Origin of the sequence: Pandoraea communis (assembly GCF_902459745.1) — a bacterium.
GTDB classification, from domain to species: Bacteria; Pseudomonadota; Gammaproteobacteria; order Burkholderiales; family Burkholderiaceae; genus Pandoraea; species Pandoraea communis.
Map to the genome: position 1 here is coordinate 187,030 of NZ_CABPSJ010000007.1, position 18,523 is coordinate 205,552.

Here is an 18,523-nt window from a genome sequence, read left to right on the forward strand (position 1 = left end):
TCATTCTCGTGATGGACAACCTGTGCGTGCATCACACCAAGCCGGTCAAGGCGCGGCTGGCGTCCAACAAAGCGCTTGCCTAGGTGTCCTACCTGCCCATCTACAGCCCCGAGCTCAACCCCGCCCCTTCATAAGCAGCATTCATTGCCCCTCACCATGAAAGGGCGCAGCGCTGCAATGCACCAAAGCAAAGCACGCTGCTCCCTTCCTGTTTGCCCCGAAATCGCGCGTGGCCACAAACGAGCATGGCAACTCGAACTGGCCCCCGATGACTGTTAACTGTCATTCAAATATTTGATTTATAAAAATATTGTCGCATTTTTCCACTTGCTTGGATCTTGAGCCGCGATGTTGGCACGCTCTTTGCTTTTTATCTTGTATCCAAGTTTGGATTTATGCGGAGCACTATGCACTCACAAATCGCAATGCCCGAACTCCCCGACCATGACACCGCGTGGATCTCCCGTTTCGAGCCACCGGTCGTGGCGCTATCTCCCTCGGATTCCGCGCCCCTGGCCGGCCTGAGTTTCGCTGCCAAGGACAACATTGACGTCGCCGGCGTGGCCACCACGGCAGCGTGCCCGGCATTCGCCTATATCCCGGACCAGCACGCGACGGTAATTGAACGGCTACTCAACGCGGGCGCGACGCTGACGGGAAAGACCAACCTGGACCAGCTTGCCTGCGGGCTCAACGGTACACGCTCACCCTATGGTGTCGTGCAAAACGCATTCAATGCCGCCTATGTCAGTGGCGGATCGAGTTCCGGTTCGGCCCGGGCTGTCGCCATGGGTGAAGTCGATTTCGCACTGGGCACGGACACGGCAGGCTCAGGGCGCGTTCCTGCGGGCCTCAACAACATCGTCGGTCTGAAACCGAGCAAAGGATTGATTTCTGCGCACGGCGTATTCCCGGCCGCGCAGAGCGTGGACTGCGTGTCGATTCTCGCGACAACGGTGGCAACGGCCGTGCGCGTGCTTGAGGTCGCCGCAGGCCATGATATCCAGGATCCGTACTCGCGTGCCCTGTCTCTCGATCGCACACCTTTTCCCGCGGCGTTTCGCTTTGGCGTGCCGAAGGACCCCGAGTTCTTTGATGACGATCTTGCGCGCCGCGCCTTCTCCGACGCAGTAGCCGCGCTGCAGGCCCTCGGCGGCCAATCCGTCGAAATTGACTATACACCGCTGGCTGAAGCCGCCGCATTGCTCTATGACAGTGCCCTGGTAGCCGAGCGCTATGCCGCCGTGCGTGGCTTCTTCGACCGATCGCCGGAAGCCGTCATCGAGCCGGTTCGCTCCATCCTCGCAACTGGCAGCCGCTATGGCGCTGCCGACGTTTACGATGCCCAACACAAGCTGCAATCGCTGGCCCAGTGCGCGAGCGTCATGTGGGCAGCGATCGACCTGCTGATTGTCCCCACAACTCCCACGCACTGCACGATCGAAGCGATGCAGGCCGATCCGGTGGTTCGTAACCGCGAACTGGGCTACTACACCAACTTCGTCAACCTGCTCGACTATGCCGCACTGTCAGTGCCTGCGAGCATGCGGCCGGACGGCCTGCCTTTCGGCATCACGCTGATCGGCAAGGCTGGTAGCGACTGGCAGCTTGCCGATCTGGGCCAACGTTTTCACCACGCCACTGGCCTGCCCCAGGGCGCGACAAGCCGTCCACTGCCGCCCCCCGTACCAATCACGGCGCTCACGCCATCGCCCGCGACCCATCTACCTCTGGTCGTGGTGGGCGCGCATTTGTCTGGCATGCCGTTGAACAGCCAGCTGACATCCTGTGGCGCCACGCTCGAAGCTACCACCACTACCGCGCCCACGTATCGGCTCCACGCCCTGGCTGGCACTACCCCGCCTAAGCCCGGTTTACGTCGGGTGAGCATCGGCGAGTCCGGCGAGCCGATCGAGGTCGAGGTGTGGCAGCTACCGCTGGCCGCCGTTGGCGGTTTCCTCGCGCGGGTGCCACCGCCCTTGGCGCTTGGCAGCATAGAACTGGCCGACGGTCGTTGGCTCCATGGCTTTGTCTGCGAGGGCCACGCACTCACGCACGCGCCAGATGTCAGCGCCTATGGCGGCTGGCGCGCTTACATGCGATCGACGACCGACTGACAGACGTCTTGTTCAAATACCCATCACTATCAGACTAGGAACCAATCATGCCCCATCTGACTCGCCGTCTCGTCCTGAAAGCAGGCGTTGCAGGCGCTGCCACGCTGGCTGCCCCCGCCATCGTCCGTGCGCAAGGCACGCCCAAACTGCGCATCGGCTACTGGCCCGTCGCTTCCGGCCTGCCATTTTTTGCAGCCCTCGATAAGGGGTACTTCAAGGACGCCGGTGTTACGGTCGAACCTCTCAAGTTTGCGAGCCCACAACAGGTGATCGAAGCGATCCTCGCCGGTCGCTGCGACGGCAGCGCCAACGGCACGGCCTCGGCAGCGCTCGCGATAGGCGATATCGCCCAACCCGGGCTTCTGAAGATATTCTGCACGAACCCCACCAACGCAAAGTTCGTGCTGGATGAATTCATCGTCGCCAAAGACAGCCCCATCAAGTCTGTGGCCGAACTCAAGGGCAAGCGTGTGGCGTGTGGCCCCGGCGTGCAAAACGTGGTCCTGGCCAAGACGATGCTCGAGCGCGCAGGCGCGGGCAAGATGAACGTCACCGAGTTGCCTATCGGCCAACACGTTGCAGCGCTCGCTGCGGGGCAGATCGACGGTGTCTATTCACTTGAGCCGACCGGCACCATCGGCCGCCTCAACGGCGCCACGCGCACACTGGAGGCGGGCGTTGTCGCCCGCTATATCCTCGGCGACGCAATGGCGCCATGGCATGGCGGCGCCGCAAGTCTGACTGTGGAAGTCCTCGCGAAGCACAAGGATGTGGCAAAGACCTACATGACGGCCTACAAGCGCGGTGTAGATCTGGTTCGCCAGAACCCGGCCGAAGCACGCCCGCACCTCAAGGGGTACACCGCCATCGAAGGCGCACTGACTGCCGAGGTGCCGATGTCGAACTACGTCTTCTTCGAGGAGTTCAAACCGGCCGACGTGGCCTATTTTCAGAAGTTCTATGATCTGTTCGCCGAGAAGGGCATCTTTTCGCGCAAGGTGGACGTCAACACATTGCTCTACAAGGCCTGATCATCATGTCCGAGCGCTCCAACACCGCGCCAGCGCAAAACGCCCCACCAGGACCCGGCACCTCCAGCCAGCCATGGGCACCACCGGCCTCGCGGGACGCAACTCCCCGCTCGTCCATTTTTGAACGTTTCCTTCCCGCCGTCGGCCCACTGGTGCTGTTCTTCATCTGGGATCTCGTGGTGCGTCTCCATCTGGTCAAGCCGATCCTCCTGCCAAGCCCCGCCGACACGGTGACGGCGCTCGTATCGGGGCTCGCCGGTGGTGCGCTGCTCGCGGATTTTGCCGTGACGGTCGCCCGCACGCTTCAGGCGTTTGCCATTGCTGCCGCCATCGGCATGCCGCTTGGCGTGCTGCTAGGAAGCAATGAACGGGCCTATCGGAGTGTCGAGTTCCTGATCGACTTCTTTCGCTCCACCCCCTCGTCGGCGCTGATTCCGCTCTTCCTGCTGATCTTCGGTACCTCCGATATCAACAAGGTGGCCATCGCGGCGTTCGGCGCCTTGCTGATCGTGGTGTTCAACAGCGCCTACGGTGTCATGAATGCGCGCAAGCAACGCGTGATGGCCGCGCGGGTGATGGGTGCCTCACGCTGGCACATCTTCCGCGACGTGCTGGTATGGGAGAGCTTGCAACCGAGCTTTGTCGGTCTGCGCTCCGCCGTATCGATGGCGCTGGTGATCGTCATTGTGGCCGAAATGTTCATTGGTTCGGAGAGCGGCCTGGGCCACGCCATCATCGATGCCCAGCAGGTACTAAACGTCAAGACCATGTACGCAGCCATCCTTGCCGCGGGCGCGCTTGGCTACCTGCTCAACATAGCGTTCCTCATGTTCGAGCGCCGTATTATCCATTGGAGTGGAAGGTAATCATGAGCACCATCCTGTCCCCTGCACGCCATGCGGACGTTCCCGCAACGCCTTTCCGGCCGGGGCCGCCAGGCACGCACATCACCATTCGTGGACTGACCAAGTTTTTCGCGGGCTGGCCTCTGTACGAGAACTTCGACCTCGACATCCCGAAAGGCAAGATCGTCTCGGTGTTCGGTCCGAACGGCTGCGGCAAGAGCACGTTGATCAATATGATCGCGGGCCTGATCCCGGTGGACTTTGGCGAAATCCTGTTTGACGGCAAGTCACTGAAAGACACCCGCATAGGGTACGTCTTCCAGAACTATCGCGAGGCGCTATTTCCTTGGATGCGGACCATCGACAACATTGCCTATCCGCTGCTGCTCGCTGGTCAAAGCAAGGCCGAGGTAGACAGACGGATGGCCGAACTGGTGGCATCGTTTGACGTCAAGTTCGACCTCAACCGGTATCCGTACGAACTCTCGGGCGGCCAGCAACAGACCGCGTCGATCATGCGTGCCCTGGCGCCTCGTCCCGAAGTGCTGTTCCTGGACGAGCCCTTCTCTGCGCTCGACTTTGAGATGACGCTCTTCATCCGCGAAAAGCTCCAGGAAGTCTTTATGCAGACCGGCACCACGATGCTGCTGGTCTCACATGACCTCGAGGAAGCGGTGTATCTGGCCGACAAGATCCTGCTACTTACCAAGCGCCCGACACGGGTGGCGGAGATTCTCGACTACGGTGACGCCCGCCCGCGTACCGTGGAGACGCTCTCGCAGGCGAGTTTTGTCGAGGCCAAGCGCCAGAGTCTCGAGATATTCCAACGCGAGGTCCGTCGCTGACCATCCCCTATCGTGCTTCCCCGCGCTGGGCGCATAATTGTCCCAGCGCGGGCTTCAGTCCCCGCAGGTCAAGGCCTGCGGGGCCCCAATTCAACGAATACGATGCGACATCCCAATGGTTCTGCGCGCCGGCGGCGCACCCCTCAAGGCGATGCCGACGTCCATTCGGCGAACGGGCGCGATCCCGATGAGTCGGTCGGAGGGGGCGCGTACCTCGCGCGCTGATGATGTCTACGCGCTACTCAAGTGCGATATCGCCGATTTCCGACCGGTCCCGGGCGACCGTTTCACCGAAGCCGAAGTCTGCGAGCGGTAGGGCGTTTCACGGACGCCCGTCCGGCAAGCGTTGTTTCGGTTGAAGCAGGAGGGCTTTGTCGAGGTCAATTTCCGGGCGGGCTGAAAGGGGCATCCGGCAACCATGAAATGACGTGTGTCCATCGCGACGTGACCGAGCGAATCCGAATCATCCGGCGGCTAGCCTTCACCAAGGCGCCTCGTGTGGTGGCGACGTACGAAGAGCACGCCGCGATTCTTGACGCCATTCACTCCCGCGACGTGGGTCTGGCGCAGGCGAGAATCGAGGCGCATATCAAGCGGAGTCAGGCCGAAGTCAAGCAGATCAAGTTGCATATGCTTCACTCGGCACGAGAGCGATTCGACTCGTTGGCCAGACGCGATCTCGTGTCTAGCCGCTTCCCAGGGCCGTTGAAATGAAAGAAGCCGCCCGAGAGGGCGGCCTCTTGTACTGCGCTGGCGATGCAGGCGCGTCGCGCGGCCTTACGCCTGAGGCATCGGCGCGGTGGAAAAGCGCTCGCGCAGCTCTTCCAGTCCGAGTGATTCGAGCACCGTTTCGAGTCGCTCGGCGGGGCGGCGGCGCGGCAGGTTCTTGTACTGCGCGATGATCAGCTCGTTCTTCATCGAGTGCTCCCAGCCCACCAACTCGGTGACGGTGACGTGGTAGCCGTGGGCTTCCAGTTGCAGGCAGCGCAGCACGTTGGTGACCTGACTGCCGAACTCGCGGGTATGCAGGGGATGGCGCCAGATTTCCGTCAGCGGATTGCCTGCCAGCAGCTTGCCTTTGTGCTTGCGCAGCACGCCCGCCACTTCGGCCTGACAGCAAGGCACCAGCACGATATGGCGTGCCTTCTTGGCCAGCGCGAAGCGAATGGCGTCGTCGGTGGCGGTATTGCAGGCGTGCAGGGCCGTGACGACATCGATCGTCTCGGGCAGCGCAGGTGACGTAATCGAGTCCGCGACAGACAGGTTCAGGAACGACATGCCGGGAAAGCCCAACCGTGCGGCCAGCGCTTGAGACGACGTGACCAGTTCTTCGCGTGTTTCGATGCCGAAGATGTGCGAGTTGTCGGCCAGTGCCTTGAAGAACAGATCGTAGAGGATGAAGCCGAGATACGACTTGCCGGCACCATGGTCCGCCAGCGTCACGCGGCCGCTTTCGGTCTTGACTTCCTGCAGCAGGGGCTCAATGAACTGGAACAGGTGATAGACCTGCTTGAGCTTGCGGCGGCTGTCCTGATTCATCTTGCCGTCGCGCGTCAGGATATGCAGTTCCTTGAGCAGTTCGACGGACTGGCCAGGACGGATTTCGTGGGTATTCGACATGTGAGACTAAGTAAGCGGCGGGAGGCAATGTGTCCCGAATACCGGCAGTTTACCGAAAAGGGGCCGGCCCGGCCTGAAACTTGCTGGTAACCCTGTCTGCCTTGCCATTCGATGCGCAAATGGGACGGACGCTTTTTGTGAGGATTTGCCGGGAATTATCTGGCCGTGCCGATTGGGACGCGGGCGTAGCGTTCGATAGCGGAAAGCACGGAGGAGGAGAGGGTGACGTGATCGAGCGTCTCGCCGCGGCCAGCAACGTAGATGCCCTTATCGCACAGGCGCTCGGCCTGAGCCGCGAGCCGGTCGGGCAGGTCGGGGGCGAGGGCAGCCGGATCGATCGCGACGATGAACAAGCCCGACACCGGGAGACCGTTCGCCTTGTTGGAACGAGGGGGTGTCCAGAGACCAATTTGCACCGGTCATGCCTGCCGACAGGACTTCAACCTCGAAGCCAAGTTGGGCAATGCCAGCGTTTGCGTCGACGCGAATGGTCGCGGGCGTCGGAAAGTGGATGTCGGGCTGAACAGCACCGGCAATGCGGCCTGACGTGAAGCCCTCCAGATAATCCGGCAAATGCGCAAATCCCATCGATCGGTGGCCCGAGCGTTCTGCGGCAACGGTGGCATTTGCCAGCGATGTGGCGGTCTGCTCGTTCGCACCGGCAGCCAGAGCCGCTTGCCGAACGAGTGCCTTGGCTTCGTCTATCTCGAGTCGCATGATTTTCAAGGGTGAGGGCGTGGCGAGGGTGACTGCAATAGGCCTCCGCCACGCTCCGCCGGGGCGCGCCATGCCCCCAATTTGCCGGGAAAGCGCATTACGAAATGCTGTTCAGCGCCTTGGAGAGCCGGTTCACTGCGCCTTCGATGTCATGCAGTTTGTCCAGGCCGAACAACCCGATGCGGAAGGTCTTGAAATCGGCGGGCTCATCGACGCGAAGCGGAACGCCGGCCGCGATCTGCAAGCCGACATCGGCGAATTTCTTTCCGGAGCGTATGCCGTCGTCATCGGTGTAGCAGACCACGACGCCGGCCGCCTCGAACCCTTCGGCCGCCAGGCTCTTGAAGCCCTTGCCAGCCAGCAGCGAGCGAACGCGCTGCCCGAGTGCAAGCTGTTCCGCCCGCACTTTGTCGAAGCCGTACGCCTCGGTTTCCTTCATGACGTCGCGCAATGTCGTGAGACTGTCTGTCGGCATCGTGGCGTGATACGCGAACCCTCCCTTCTCGTAGGCCTCCATGATCTGAAGCCATTGACGGAGATCGCAAGCGAAGCTGGTACTCGTCGTGGACTCGATTCTCTCGCGTGCGAGCGAGCTGAGCATGACCATTGCACAGCAGGGTGACGCACTCCATCCTTTTTGCGGTGCGCTAATCAGGACATCGATGCCGCAGGCCTGCATGTCGACCCAGACTGTACCGGAGGCGATGCAATCGAGGACAAACATGCCGCCGACGTCGTGAACCGCGTCGGCCACCGCGCGCAAATAGGTGTCGGGCAACATCATTCCGGAGGCGGTTTCGACATGCGGGGCAAAGACCAGATCCGGCTTGTGTTCCCTGATCGCCGCGACGACCTCTTCGATCGGTGCCGGTGCATAGGCGGCTTGCCTTCCGGGTTCGACCGGACGTGCTTTCAATACAATCGACTCGGACGGAATGCCGCCCATGTCGAAAATCTGCGACCAGCGGAAGCTGAACCAGCCATTACGAATGACCAGACATTTCTTGTTCGTCGCGAACTGCCGGGCAACGGCTTCCATGCCGAAAGTTCCGCTACCTGGAACGATGGCCACTGACTTTGCGCTGTAAACCCTTTTCAGGACATCGGAAATATCGCGCATGACGCCTTGAAAGCGTTGCGACATGTGATTGACGGATCGATCGGTATACACGACCGAATATTCGAGGAGTCCCTCGTGATCGACATCGGGAAGTAGTCCGGGCACATCCGCCTCCGATAATGGAAGAGTGAAATATTTAGAACAGATTCTACTCGGTGGTCAGTTCTGCGATGGATGCAGCGCACCATTGCTGCACGGTGGATCTGCTAACATGCGCTCACCCTGCCGCTCGAGAAAATCACGTTCGAGTGGGTAGACTGGTTCACCATCGCCGCCTGCATCGCCCCATCGGCAGTATCTCGCCGGCCGAGTCAGAAGCCGTTATCACCAGCAATGCGCTGGAGCGTGCTTCGATGCGTGACTCAAGAAAATCAGTCTCCGGAGAGAGTAGGGCAATGCAGGGACAATTCTTAGAAGAATTCAGCAGCCAAGGAGTTTCGAGATGAGCAACATGCTTCGTCGTCGCCGATTGTTCAGTTTAGTGTGTGCCGCTGGACTGACAACGATTATGTGGTCGGGCATTGGGTTCAGTCGGGAGACCGCCGGCGCTGACAGCGTAACCGCGATTGACATTCTTCTTGAGCCGGATGCACCAATGCTCAAAAAGGCGGAAGCGACCAACGCACGTTTGCGCAAGGTTTTTCCGACAGGTTTTGCGCTTGACGAAACACATCGGGCGCATATCACGGTCATTCAGCGTTTCGTCCGCACTGCCGATCTCGACAAAGTGTATGCGGCTGCCAACAAGGTGCTTGCTCAATCCGACGTGAAGGCTATGCGGCTTGAAGCGTTCAAGTATTTTTACATTCCGACTGGGGAGGTCGGTTTGGCCGGCATTCTCGCCAAACCGACGCCGGCGCTGCTTAAACTGCAAGCGAACCTGCTTGCCGCTGTGGCTCCTTACACGGTTGAGACCGGGGATTCGGCGGCGTTCGTCACGACACCCGATGATCCTGTCATTGATCCAGTCTTGATTACGTATGTTTCGACCTTCGCGCCGAACTCGTCCGGTGAGAAGTTCACTCCGCACGTTACGACGGGTGTTGCCCCCAAAGCGGACCTTGACAAGATGTTGGCTGAACCCTTCGACGTGTTTTCGTTCTCGCCCGCCGGCGCGGCTGTCTACCAACTGGGTCAGTTCGGAACGGCTTCCAAGAAGCTGAAACAGCTGACCTTTGCCAAGTAACGAAGGAGCGCCTCGCGCCAATTCGCACAGGCGCACAAGGTAGTCGCCAGACAGATGTTAGCGGTCAAGGAACCGGCGGATGATCTGGCGACGCCGCTGCGCATCGTGGTTATCGAAAGCCATACGAGGGAAAGCCCATATGCCTCGACGGTGCCTTGATCGAGATCTTTCGGACGCTCAGGGCAGCGGCCGGAGATCTGCCGGAATTTGAGTTCATGTTAGGTGTCTATAATTCGCATAATGTACATTATGTTAAATTATAACCTAGGCAGGATCTCATGACCTCTGTAATTACGGGCCTCACATCTCGCAAACGCCGTCCCCGGGTGGCGCTCCGTCGTAATCCGTTGTCGCTCGCCACAGTTTGGACACGGGGAAAGTTTAAGAATCTCGTTTGTCATGCTGATTTTTCCTATGCAAATAGCCCAATAATCCCCGAGCCGGTTGAGAGCGCGACAGCGAGCGCCGTTACCAGTGCTGCGCGCTGATTTAGCCTGGCCGACTCTGCCCCGGCACTGAGCATCCCAGGATCCAACCAGCCTGCGATGCCGTAGCCTCACCTGGCTCACACGCACCCCAGACTGGTTTTGTCACGACCCGACTAGCCTGAAACCAAAGCCTCGCCGCCCACAGCCCGAGGATAGCGCCGGAAACTCCAACGACAAGTGCAATGAGACGCATCGTGATCACCCTTGCTTTCTGGCCAGCTCTACGTGCCGGGATCAATTCCCCGTGCGGCAAACGTTTTTCAGTTGGCGTACTCACTCCGGCCGAACTTTCGCGTTGATCTCCGTCAACCCGAAGTTCTCCTGGAACTTCTTGTCCGCAATTTCACGCGGCCCCACATAGGAGGACATCCGCTTAAGCTTCCAACTGAAGCAAATCATGCCGTACTCTGCTGGGCACCGATTGGTGTCGAACGACACATAGACGGTCTCTCCAGCCTCCACGGTCAGGATCATTCTCGCCGGATCCATATCGGGGCCCATCCAAGCTTGCCCCCAACGCTGCTCGAGGTGATACGTCCCCGGACTCAGCGTCATCCACGAATACCCGTTGCGGTCCAGATCGAATGCGGGAACATCATTAAGGTAGAACTTTGCGGTACGGCCACCAAGTGTGAACCGATCGTATCGGTAAACGTAGACCAACCCCTTATCTTCCGGAACGTTCCTCACCGACTCGTATGCTGGTCCCATTGCACCGCAGGCTGTGAGCCACTGCGTTGCGGACAAGGCCATTACGACGGCATAACTGCGTAAGCTGATTCCCCCGAATGTTCTTCTCATTTTTCTTCTCTAGCGTTTTAAGAATTTTTTCCGATCTCAAGCGAGCCCGAGCTTCGCGGCAATTTCGTTTGGGCCAAAAGCGAATATGCCACCGGCCACCACGCCTGACCGAGATGGACTGGAGTGGCGGCCGGTGGCATTGGCACTACAGCTTAAGCGGCGGCCGTGTTCTTTTGGTCGATCAAACCCATGACAACGCGCCGAAAATCCATAGGGCGCTTCACGAACGGAATGCTGACGTTATTTCCACCGATGCCGCGCACAGACACCCGACCGTAGCCCAAGATACGGCCGATAATCCCCTGCTCGATGTTGATCGATTCGAGTTTCTCAAGCGGCAGATCGATCGAGACGCGTCGGATAAAGCCGGCCTTCCCGATGACCTTCTTATTCGTCACAGCTAGCTCCGTAGTAACGACGTTGATGATCGCAATCAGAATGAACAAGATCGGCACAACAACAGTCATCAGCAACAGCACTGCAAACACGAAGTACCAAAACTGACTCAGCCAACTGATCGTGGCTTGCGCTTCGACTTTTTCACCCGGAATCAAAGAATTTTCAACGAACGACGCCATCATTACCCCTATTGTTTGTTATAGAAAATACCACTTTCATTGCCATACCTCAGCGGGCTATGCGAAAAACCCATCACCCACGGTGCCGATGTGCAGTAATTATGGCGGCACGCCTGAAGCCTCAGAGGCGGAGTGAGTTTAACGCGATCCGAAGAACTGATTCGCGCGTCCAGGTTTTATTCCGACCTGTTGACCTAGCGCCAAGCCGGAATCAGGTTTGGCATCCTCTTGCCTGCCAGCCATTGCTCATAGGTTGGCATGCTGTCCCACGATTCCTCCGGTGACCAGACCTGTACAGGGACCATACTCATCATGGCCTCCCATCCAGCCAAAACAGACTTATCTTCATCTCTGAAAGCAAGTCGAACCTTCTGAGGAGCTTCATCGAAAGCCTTCTCATCTGGGACAAATAGAGTACGAGTCTCTCCTGTGTCGACGAACGACACATCTCTAATCGTGTCACCGTCGGCCCAAACTGCATGGCGTTCACCCTCGATGTAGAGAGGCTCGTTGTACCAGATGCGGTAGCCGCAAACCATCCGGCCTCCGTTATCCTCAACGTAGCGGGCGACATTCATATTGCAACAGCTTTGACGGCTCCACGCTTCAGGCATGCAGTCGAGGAAGCTCGGTGCTGTGGCGCTTAAAGTCCGAGCGAATTGCAGTACCTGTTCGTTGATTGAGCTCGGCGTGGTAAGTCCAGAAAACAACACCCCGCACCGTGCCTCGATATCGATTGCTTCCTGCACTGATGCGGGAAGCGCCGCTCTATGTGCGGCTTCCGTCCGAGCGCGATGCTCAGCCAGCGCAACACGCTCCGCGCGAGACCCGCGCCGATTCGCTTCTCCCATATCCCAGTCCCCTTTCCGTGCGACGTCCCCCCGTCTTCAGTAGCACTGAGCTTTAGAGTCCGAGGGTTAATGTAACTGCTTTTCCGCCAGGTTCCGGGCGTAGGTTGCCGGCGTTAATCCGCCCAGTGATTTCTTCGGCCGCTCCTCGTTATATTCGCGTCGCCATGCCTCGATCACCACCTTGGCATGCGGCAGGCTGGTGAACCAGTGTTCGTTCAGGCATTCATCCCGGAAGCGTCCGTTGAACGATTCGATGTCGGCATTCTGGTTGGGTTTGCCCGGCTCGATCAGGAACAGTTTTACGCCTCGCTCGTGCGCCCAGTTCAGCATTGCGCGACCGCAAAATTCCTTGCCGTTATCGGTACGAATCGCTTGCGGCAAACCACGGCGCAATGCCACACGATCCAGAATTCGCGTTAGCGCTAGCCCCCCAATCGCCCGCTCCGGCACAATGGCCACAGCCTCATGCGTGGCGTCATCGACCACTGTCAGGTTCTTGATGACACGGCCTTCCGCCGTTCGGTCGAACACAAAATCCATCGACCAAACCTGATTCGCAGCCGACGGTCATCCCAGCGGCTGACGATCCGATACCGGCACCTTCTTGCGCTTGCGGCGACGCACCTGCAACTTCTCTTCGGCATACAGCCGCTCAACCCGCTTGTGGTTGACTGTCATGCCTGACTGCCGCAGCTTCAGATAGATCATGCCCGAGCCATAGCGACGATGCCGCTGAGCCAAGGCCACGATCTGCGCTCGCAGGGCCTCATTGCGATCCGGCGATGGTTGATAACGATAGGCGCTTGCGCTCATGCCGATTACCCGCAGGGCCCGGCGTTCGCTCAAACCACTATCGGTCATATGGCGCACCAGCTCTCGGCGGGACGGTGCGCTCACCACTTTTTTCGCAACGCCTCGCGCGTCACCTCATTCTCCAGCAGCGATTCCGCCAGCAGTTTCTTCAACCGGGCGTTTTCGGCCTCCAGATCCTTCAGCCGCTTCGCGTCGGATACATTCATGCCGCCGAACTTACTGCGCCATAGGTAGTAACTGGCCTCGGAGAAGCCGTGCTGGCGGCATAGTTCCTTGACCGGTATTCCCGTCTCGGCTTCCCGCAGAAAGACGATGATTTGCTCGTCGGTGAATCTCTTCTTCATGTCCAATCTCCTGACTACGTGATTGGACTCCAAATCGCCGCGCTACTCAAATCGGGGGAGACGTCGCCTGACGGCCCATTACAGGGCGCCGAGCATGAGTCATCTCTCGATAAAGAAAAAGCCGCATATGCAGCTTTTTCCAGGTGATGCAGCATCCGATGTCAGAATTGATAGCGTAGCCGCAGATCTGCCGTTTGTGCTGTGTAGCCTCGCGAAGCCTCCAGCGTATAACGCGCCGCGAGCGTCAGATTCTGGCTCCTTGCCAGCGTCACCCCCAACACCATTACGCCGGTATCGCGGTTAGCCAGCGCCCCTTGCGTCATGAAGCTGGTCGCGCCGCTGGTGTCGGCTGCGAAGTTAGCGACCGACTGTATGCTGGTATCGAGATATTCATGTCGCCAGCTCAGTTGAATCGACGGCGTGATTTCACCATACGAAGTCGTGAATGTGCGCGCCAGTTTTGCACCCAGTTCGCTCTTTACGGACGAGGCGTTGGAGGAATTGACTCGCAACGCGGCGACGCCGCCGGTTTCCGTATAGGCATCCTGCGTCATGCGACTGTAGCTCAGGCCGACGATCGGTGTGAGGGTCGTCACGGCGTCCAGTTTGATCGGGTAGCCCGCCTGCGCCGACGCAATATATTGAGTGCCGTTGAACCGACCGGCAGCGTTGCCGCTGAAGCCCGTGTAGTCGACGCTGCGATGTGTGTCGTACTTTTGCCAGACGATGCCGCCGGCGAGATTCAGGTACCAGCGTTCCGCCGTATAGCCGCCATATCCGGTCAGACCATACCCCTTGATACGCGCCGAGCTACTCGTGTTGTCATCGCGGCCATCGACCGACGTATCTGCATAGTTGAATACGCCGCCGACACGCCATGCATCGTTGAGCGCAGTGTCGGCGCCAAACAGAAGGCCTCCGTAGCTGGCGCGATACCCGCTGGCGCCACTGCGATTGCCCTGATTTGCCTGGCCGCCGAACGCCTGTCCCCAAAGCGCAATATCACTGGCGGATTCACCGGTCGAAACACCACTGCCGGCGCTTTGCGCCGTCCGTAGCGTGTCGATGCGGGATGCGGTGATATTGAGTACGGCTTGCGTTGTCGTCTGCGCTGATTGGACGGCCGAAGCGGTAATCGACGCGGGACTCAATTGTGCTCCGGCGCGATTGGCGTCGCCTGCGGAATTGAGGGCGGCAGCGGCATTGAACATGTTGAGCATGCCGGCATTAGTGCCGCCATAACGGAACAACCCTGACAACGCGGAAATGGCATCAGGCGTCGTTGCCCACATGATGGGGCTGGTCGCGCCCGGATTTGAGCCGGGGCTGGTGCCGGGGCTGGTGCCGGGGCTGGTACCGCCAGGTGTTGAGCCAGGGCTGTTACCGCCCGGATTGGTGCCAGTGGTTGGCGCAGCCAGGGTGACGACAAGATCGGTCTTGGTGTTGTCGTCGCTATCGACCACGCTGGCGCCAGAATATGTGCCGGTGTAGCCGTCAGCAGAATAATTAAGCGATCCTGCGTTGTAATTCGTGTTGGCGTGACTCGCCTGTGCCACGACAAAGCGCTGTCCCTGCGCAAAGCCATAGCTATTGAGTTTTTTCAGCGCGATGTTGGCGCCGGCGTTGATGGTCGCTACGCCCGACACGATCAGCCGGCCGTAGCCGCTATCGGCACTGGCGATGCCGGTGGCGACCGCCCCGTCCGCCACGCCGATGTTTAGCGTAGCGCCTGCGTTCTGGCTGTAGTTGCCGGTGATCGTGATCGCGTTGTTGACCTGCAGCGTGCCGCCCGCATTGAATACGGTGTTGCCACCCACGTTGATATGGTCGTTGAGCAACTGATTGCCGGCGCCGAAGGTCAGGCTCGACGCGGTATTGGTGATCAGGCCGATATTGCCAGCGCCGATTCCGCTACCGGCGCCGGTCAGGGTGCCGAAGGTTGTTCCGCTACCGCCGGTCAGGCTCAAGGGTTGCGTTGTGTTGGCTATCTTGCCGGAAATGACGCCGCCATCGTTGGCGATGACGCCGATGGTGCCGATGTTGGAGATCGCAGCTTGGGTTCCCTTGATGGTGCCCGTGTTGGTCAACGTACCAATCGCAGCGGCGTTGGAGATGGCCGTCTGGGCGCTAATTAAGCCGCCGTTGTTGAGTACGGCAATGCTACTGTTGCCGAGGTTGGCGATACCCGCGCTATTGGCATTGATGAACCCCGTGTTTGTCAGCGTGCCGATGCTGCCATTGTTATTGTTCTGGATCGCGGTGACGCCATTGATGGTGCCGCCTGCGTTCTGCAGCGTGGTAATGGTGGCGTTGTTATTGTTGATCCCGAAAGCAGCCTGGCTAATCAAACCGCTATTGCTCAGCGTGCCAATCGTGCCGCCTGAATAGTTGAAGATCCCCGTTCCGCCGTTGGATATCGAACCGCCACTGTCATTGGTCAGCGTACCGATGGTGCCGCTATTCTTGATGCCGGTAATGGCAGTGATTCTGCTGCCGGAGAAGTTGTGCAGCGTGGTGATCGTGCCATTTAGGGCGTTATCAATGCCTGTGGCGCCGGTAATTGAACTGCCAATGACTGTGCCGTTCCCGTTGTTGAGGGTAGTAATCAAGCCCGTATTGGACACCGCAGCGGAACCACTAAGCGTGCCGTTGTTCTGCAGGATGCCGTTCGTGGTGCTAACGTTGAGCGCTGGAGTGCCGGTGACAAGCACGCCACTATTGATGACCAACGTGCCGCTGCCGTTCCAGGACACGTTGGTCGTCGCGCCCACGACAGTGGCACTTCCGGTGACCGTGGCCGCTTTTGCCGGAGCGGAAACCATTGTTGCAAATGCGGCGGTCAGCGATAGAGCAAGACAGGTCTGGTCGCCCGCAGTGAAGCGAGGTTGTTTTTTTGATCGGCCCATTTTTTTGATAATTTTTCAATACTTATGTCGGACAATTCAACTTTCGGGAGTATCAATTGATTCTCCAGAAAACTCAAGGATTCGGGAGACAGGACGAGAACCATCTTCGATGAGAACGCCCTACTTTTCGCTTTTTGCCGTGGAGCATCTTTGAATAAGAACAACGACCCTGTTGCTCAACAGCTCACCATTCCTGAGGCACTGAACGAGGCCTATGCGCATTGGAATGCGGGACAAGCGCGTCAGGCTGAAGAATGCTGTCTGCGCGTCTTGCAAGTCTTGCCAGAGCAACCAGATGCCCTGCATTTGATGGGACTGATCGCCCATGCTTACCGCTTGCTCGATCTGGCCATCGATTACTTGCGCAAGGCTTGTCTGTCGCCCGTTGCGCCCGCAACGTATTGCAGCAATCTGGCTGAAATGTGCCGCCAGAAGGGTTTGCTGGCGGAAGCGGAACAAGCCGCCCGGCGCGCGGTGGATCAAGAGCCGCAGCTCGTTGCGGCTTGGAACAATCTAGGCATCATCCTGCAGGAAAGCGGAAAAGTTGACGCAGCTCTGGAGTGCCTGAAACGCGTCGTGTCGTTGCTGCCTGATAGCCCTGAAGCGCACAATAATCTTGCCAATACGCAAAAACACGCGGGAGCGCTGGAGCAAGCACAGGCCAGCTATCTGAGAGCGCTGGCGTTGCGGCCTGACTATGCTGAAGCGCACTGCAATCTGGCGTTGCTGTGGAACGATCTTGGCCGCTACGACGAAGCCATGACTTCTGCGTCGCGAGCCATCGAGATCAACCCGCAACTGGCCGATGCCTACTTCAATCTGGCTCAGATCGAGATGTCACGCATGCGCCGTGCCGACGCCAGTCGCTGGGTCGATGCCCTTATCGCATTCGCGCCGCAGCATGCGGGGGCGTTGTCGGCACGCGCGCAACTGTTGATGCATGACTATCACTTTCACGACGCGCTCGCCTGCGCGCGCCAGGCAGTGAATATCGCCCCCAACAGCGCGAACGGGCATAGCGTGCTCGGGCAGGTCTTGCAAGCGCTAGGGCTGCATGACGAGGCGCTCGCGTCCTTTGATCGCGCGGCAGCTTTACCGGGAACGGTCGCTGAAGAAGCACTCGTCGCTCGCGCATTGCTGTTGATGGAGGCCGGTGACAAGGAGGATGCGATTGCCGCGTTTGAGCGCACGCTTGAGCGGTTTCCCGGCTCGGTGCGGGTGATGGCAGCGCGTGCCGACACCAAGACGTATCGCGGCGACGATAGCGATATCGTTGCGATGGAAGCGGCGCTCGCGCGAACGATACCGCCGACGATCGCCGATCAGATGAGTTTGCATTTCGCGCTTGGCAAAGCATATCTCGATACCGGCGATTCGGATCGCGCGTTTTTCCATCTCCATAAGGGGAACGGCATCAAACGAGCGACGTTCAATTATGATGCTGACGCGACCAGCGCCTGGATGCGACAAGTCGCAGCGACCTTTACGTCGGAATTGATGGACAAATTCGGCGATGCCGGCGCGGCTTCACAACGCCCGGTGTTCATCATTGGAATGCCGCGCTCGGGTACAACACTGGTGGAGCAGATCCTGGCATCGCACCCTGACATTCACGGCGCCGGAGAGCTGAGCGCCTTGCGCCACGCTCTCGAAAGCGCAGGACCATTTCCCGATGCGCTGATGCACTGGGACAGAGGAGATTTTGCACGGGTCGGTCGTGACTACCTTTCCCGTGTCGACGGCCTGGCTCCCGATGCGCTGCGCGTGGTCGACAAGTTGCCGGCTAACTTCCTATATGCCGGTGCGATTCCGTTAATTCTGTCTGGTGCGCGCATCATCCATTGCCGGCGCGATCCGGTGGATACCTGCCTGTCGTGTTACAGCAAGCATTTTGCGGGCGAACAGATGTTTGCCTATCGTCTCGACGAATTGGGGGCTTTCCATCGCGACTATCAGATGTTCATGGAGAGCTTACGCAAGGTCTTGCCGCCGGAACGTTTTCTTGAGGTCGACTACGAAGACGTGGTTGATGATCTGGAAGGCGAAGCGCGGCGCCTGATCGCCTTTGTCGATATGCCGTGGGACGACGCCTGTCTCAGTTTCCACAAGACGCGCCGCGTAGTGCGCACGGCGAGCGTGAGCCAGGTACGGCAGCCGATTTACGCAACGTCGAAAGGACGCTGGCGTCGCCACGCATCGCAACTGGGGCCGCTGCTGACGGCACTCGGCATTGCCGATTCTGGTGATGCGAGACTTTGACA

14 protein-coding genes and 2 pseudogenes are annotated in these 18,523 nt (G+C 59.1%); 7 read left to right on the top strand and 9 right to left on the bottom strand.

Translation table 11 applies throughout. The annotated features are described in order from the left end of the window. The first annotated feature begins 425 nt into the window (after positions 1 to 425). From atzF to PCO31110_RS22425, 5 genes and pseudogenes are all read left to right on the top strand, one after another. Entirely contained in the window at positions 426 to 2,117 is a 1,692-nt protein-coding gene (gene atzF, locus PCO31110_RS22405; protein WP_010807911.1) for an allophanate hydrolase, read from the top strand. Between the two features lie 47 nt (positions 2,118 to 2,164). Further along, on the top strand, positions 2,165 to 3,148 hold the full coding sequence (locus PCO31110_RS22410; RefSeq protein WP_010807912.1) for an ABC transporter substrate-binding protein: 984 nt from the start codon (positions 2,165 to 2,167) through the stop codon (positions 3,146 to 3,148). A gap of 5 nt (positions 3,149 to 3,153) precedes the next feature. Beyond that, positions 3,154 to 4,014 (top strand): ABC transporter permease, encoded by an 861-nt coding sequence (locus PCO31110_RS22415; RefSeq protein WP_036661252.1) that lies wholly within the window; start codon positions 3,154 to 3,156, stop codon positions 4,012 to 4,014. A 2-nt stretch (positions 4,015 to 4,016) separates the two neighbouring features. After that, complete coding sequence (locus PCO31110_RS22420; protein WP_010807914.1) at positions 4,017 to 4,838, top strand: ABC transporter ATP-binding protein; 822 nt, start codon at positions 4,017 to 4,019, stop codon at positions 4,836 to 4,838. Positions 4,839 to 5,025: 187 nt separating this feature from the next. After that, positions 5,026 to 5,552, top strand: a pseudogene (locus tag PCO31110_RS22425) (GntR family transcriptional regulator). 63 nt (positions 5,553 to 5,615) lie between these two features. On the opposite strand, the gene PCO31110_RS22430 reads toward PCO31110_RS22425, so the two are convergent. The 4 genes from PCO31110_RS22430 to PCO31110_RS22440 all read right to left on the bottom strand — a co-directional run bounded on the left by PCO31110_RS22430 (position 5,616) and on the right by PCO31110_RS22440 (position 8,400). Further along, positions 5,616 to 6,458 (bottom strand): class I SAM-dependent methyltransferase, encoded by an 843-nt coding sequence (locus tag PCO31110_RS22430; RefSeq protein ID WP_010807917.1) that lies wholly within the window; start codon positions 6,456 to 6,458, stop codon positions 5,616 to 5,618. 155 nt (positions 6,459 to 6,613) lie between these two features. Beyond that, on the bottom strand, positions 6,614 to 6,811 hold the full coding sequence (locus tag PCO31110_RS25925) for a hypothetical protein (RefSeq protein WP_217427299.1): 198 nt from the start codon (positions 6,809 to 6,811) through the stop codon (positions 6,614 to 6,616). Next, positions 6,726 to 7,247, bottom strand: coding sequence for an Ldh family oxidoreductase (locus tag PCO31110_RS26305; protein WP_370855849.1), 522 nt, complete (start codon positions 7,245 to 7,247; stop codon positions 6,726 to 6,728). Before PCO31110_RS26305 ends, PCO31110_RS25925 begins: the two co-directional genes overlap by 86 nt. Before the next feature lie 25 nt (positions 7,248 to 7,272). After that, entirely contained in the window at positions 7,273 to 8,400 is a 1,128-nt protein-coding gene (locus PCO31110_RS22440; protein WP_150691416.1) for an aminotransferase class V-fold PLP-dependent enzyme, read from the bottom strand. A gap of 337 nt (positions 8,401 to 8,737) precedes the next feature. On the opposite strand from PCO31110_RS22440, the gene PCO31110_RS22445 reads away from it, so the two are divergent. Next, entirely contained in the window at positions 8,738 to 9,481 is a 744-nt protein-coding gene (locus PCO31110_RS22445; protein ID WP_010807920.1) for a 2'-5' RNA ligase family protein, read from the top strand. 761 nt (positions 9,482 to 10,242) lie between these two features. Here PCO31110_RS22445 and PCO31110_RS22450 read toward each other — a convergent pair. The 5 genes and pseudogenes from PCO31110_RS22450 to PCO31110_RS22470 all read right to left on the bottom strand — a co-directional run bounded on the left by PCO31110_RS22450 (position 10,243) and on the right by PCO31110_RS22470 (position 16,262). Continuing rightward, complete coding sequence (locus PCO31110_RS22450) at positions 10,243 to 10,770, bottom strand: DUF2846 domain-containing protein (protein WP_150691417.1); 528 nt, start codon at positions 10,768 to 10,770, stop codon at positions 10,243 to 10,245. 152 nt (positions 10,771 to 10,922) lie between these two features. Then, positions 10,923 to 11,351, bottom strand: coding sequence for a PH domain-containing protein (locus PCO31110_RS22455; protein WP_217427294.1), 429 nt, complete (start codon positions 11,349 to 11,351; stop codon positions 10,923 to 10,925). A 191-nt stretch (positions 11,352 to 11,542) separates the two neighbouring features. Beyond that, positions 11,543 to 12,199 carry a hypothetical protein gene (locus PCO31110_RS22460; RefSeq protein ID WP_150691418.1) on the bottom strand — a complete coding sequence of 219 codons (657 nt, stop codon included), beginning with the start codon at positions 12,197 to 12,199 and terminating at the stop codon, positions 11,543 to 11,545. Between the two features lie 66 nt (positions 12,200 to 12,265). Next, positions 12,266 to 13,356, bottom strand: a pseudogene (locus PCO31110_RS22465) (IS3 family transposase). A 161-nt stretch (positions 13,357 to 13,517) separates the two neighbouring features. Further along, positions 13,518 to 16,262, bottom strand: a complete 2,745-nt coding sequence (locus PCO31110_RS22470) for an autotransporter outer membrane beta-barrel domain-containing protein (RefSeq protein ID WP_246189938.1) — start codon at positions 16,260 to 16,262, stop codon at positions 13,518 to 13,520. A gap of 150 nt (positions 16,263 to 16,412) precedes the next feature. On the opposite strand from PCO31110_RS22470, the gene PCO31110_RS22475 reads away from it, so the two are divergent. Then, a complete protein-coding gene (locus PCO31110_RS22475; protein WP_150691419.1) occupies positions 16,413 to 18,521 on the top strand; it encodes a tetratricopeptide repeat-containing sulfotransferase family protein in 2,109 nt (702 codons plus the stop codon). The last annotated feature ends 2 nt before the right edge of the window (positions 18,522 to 18,523 follow it).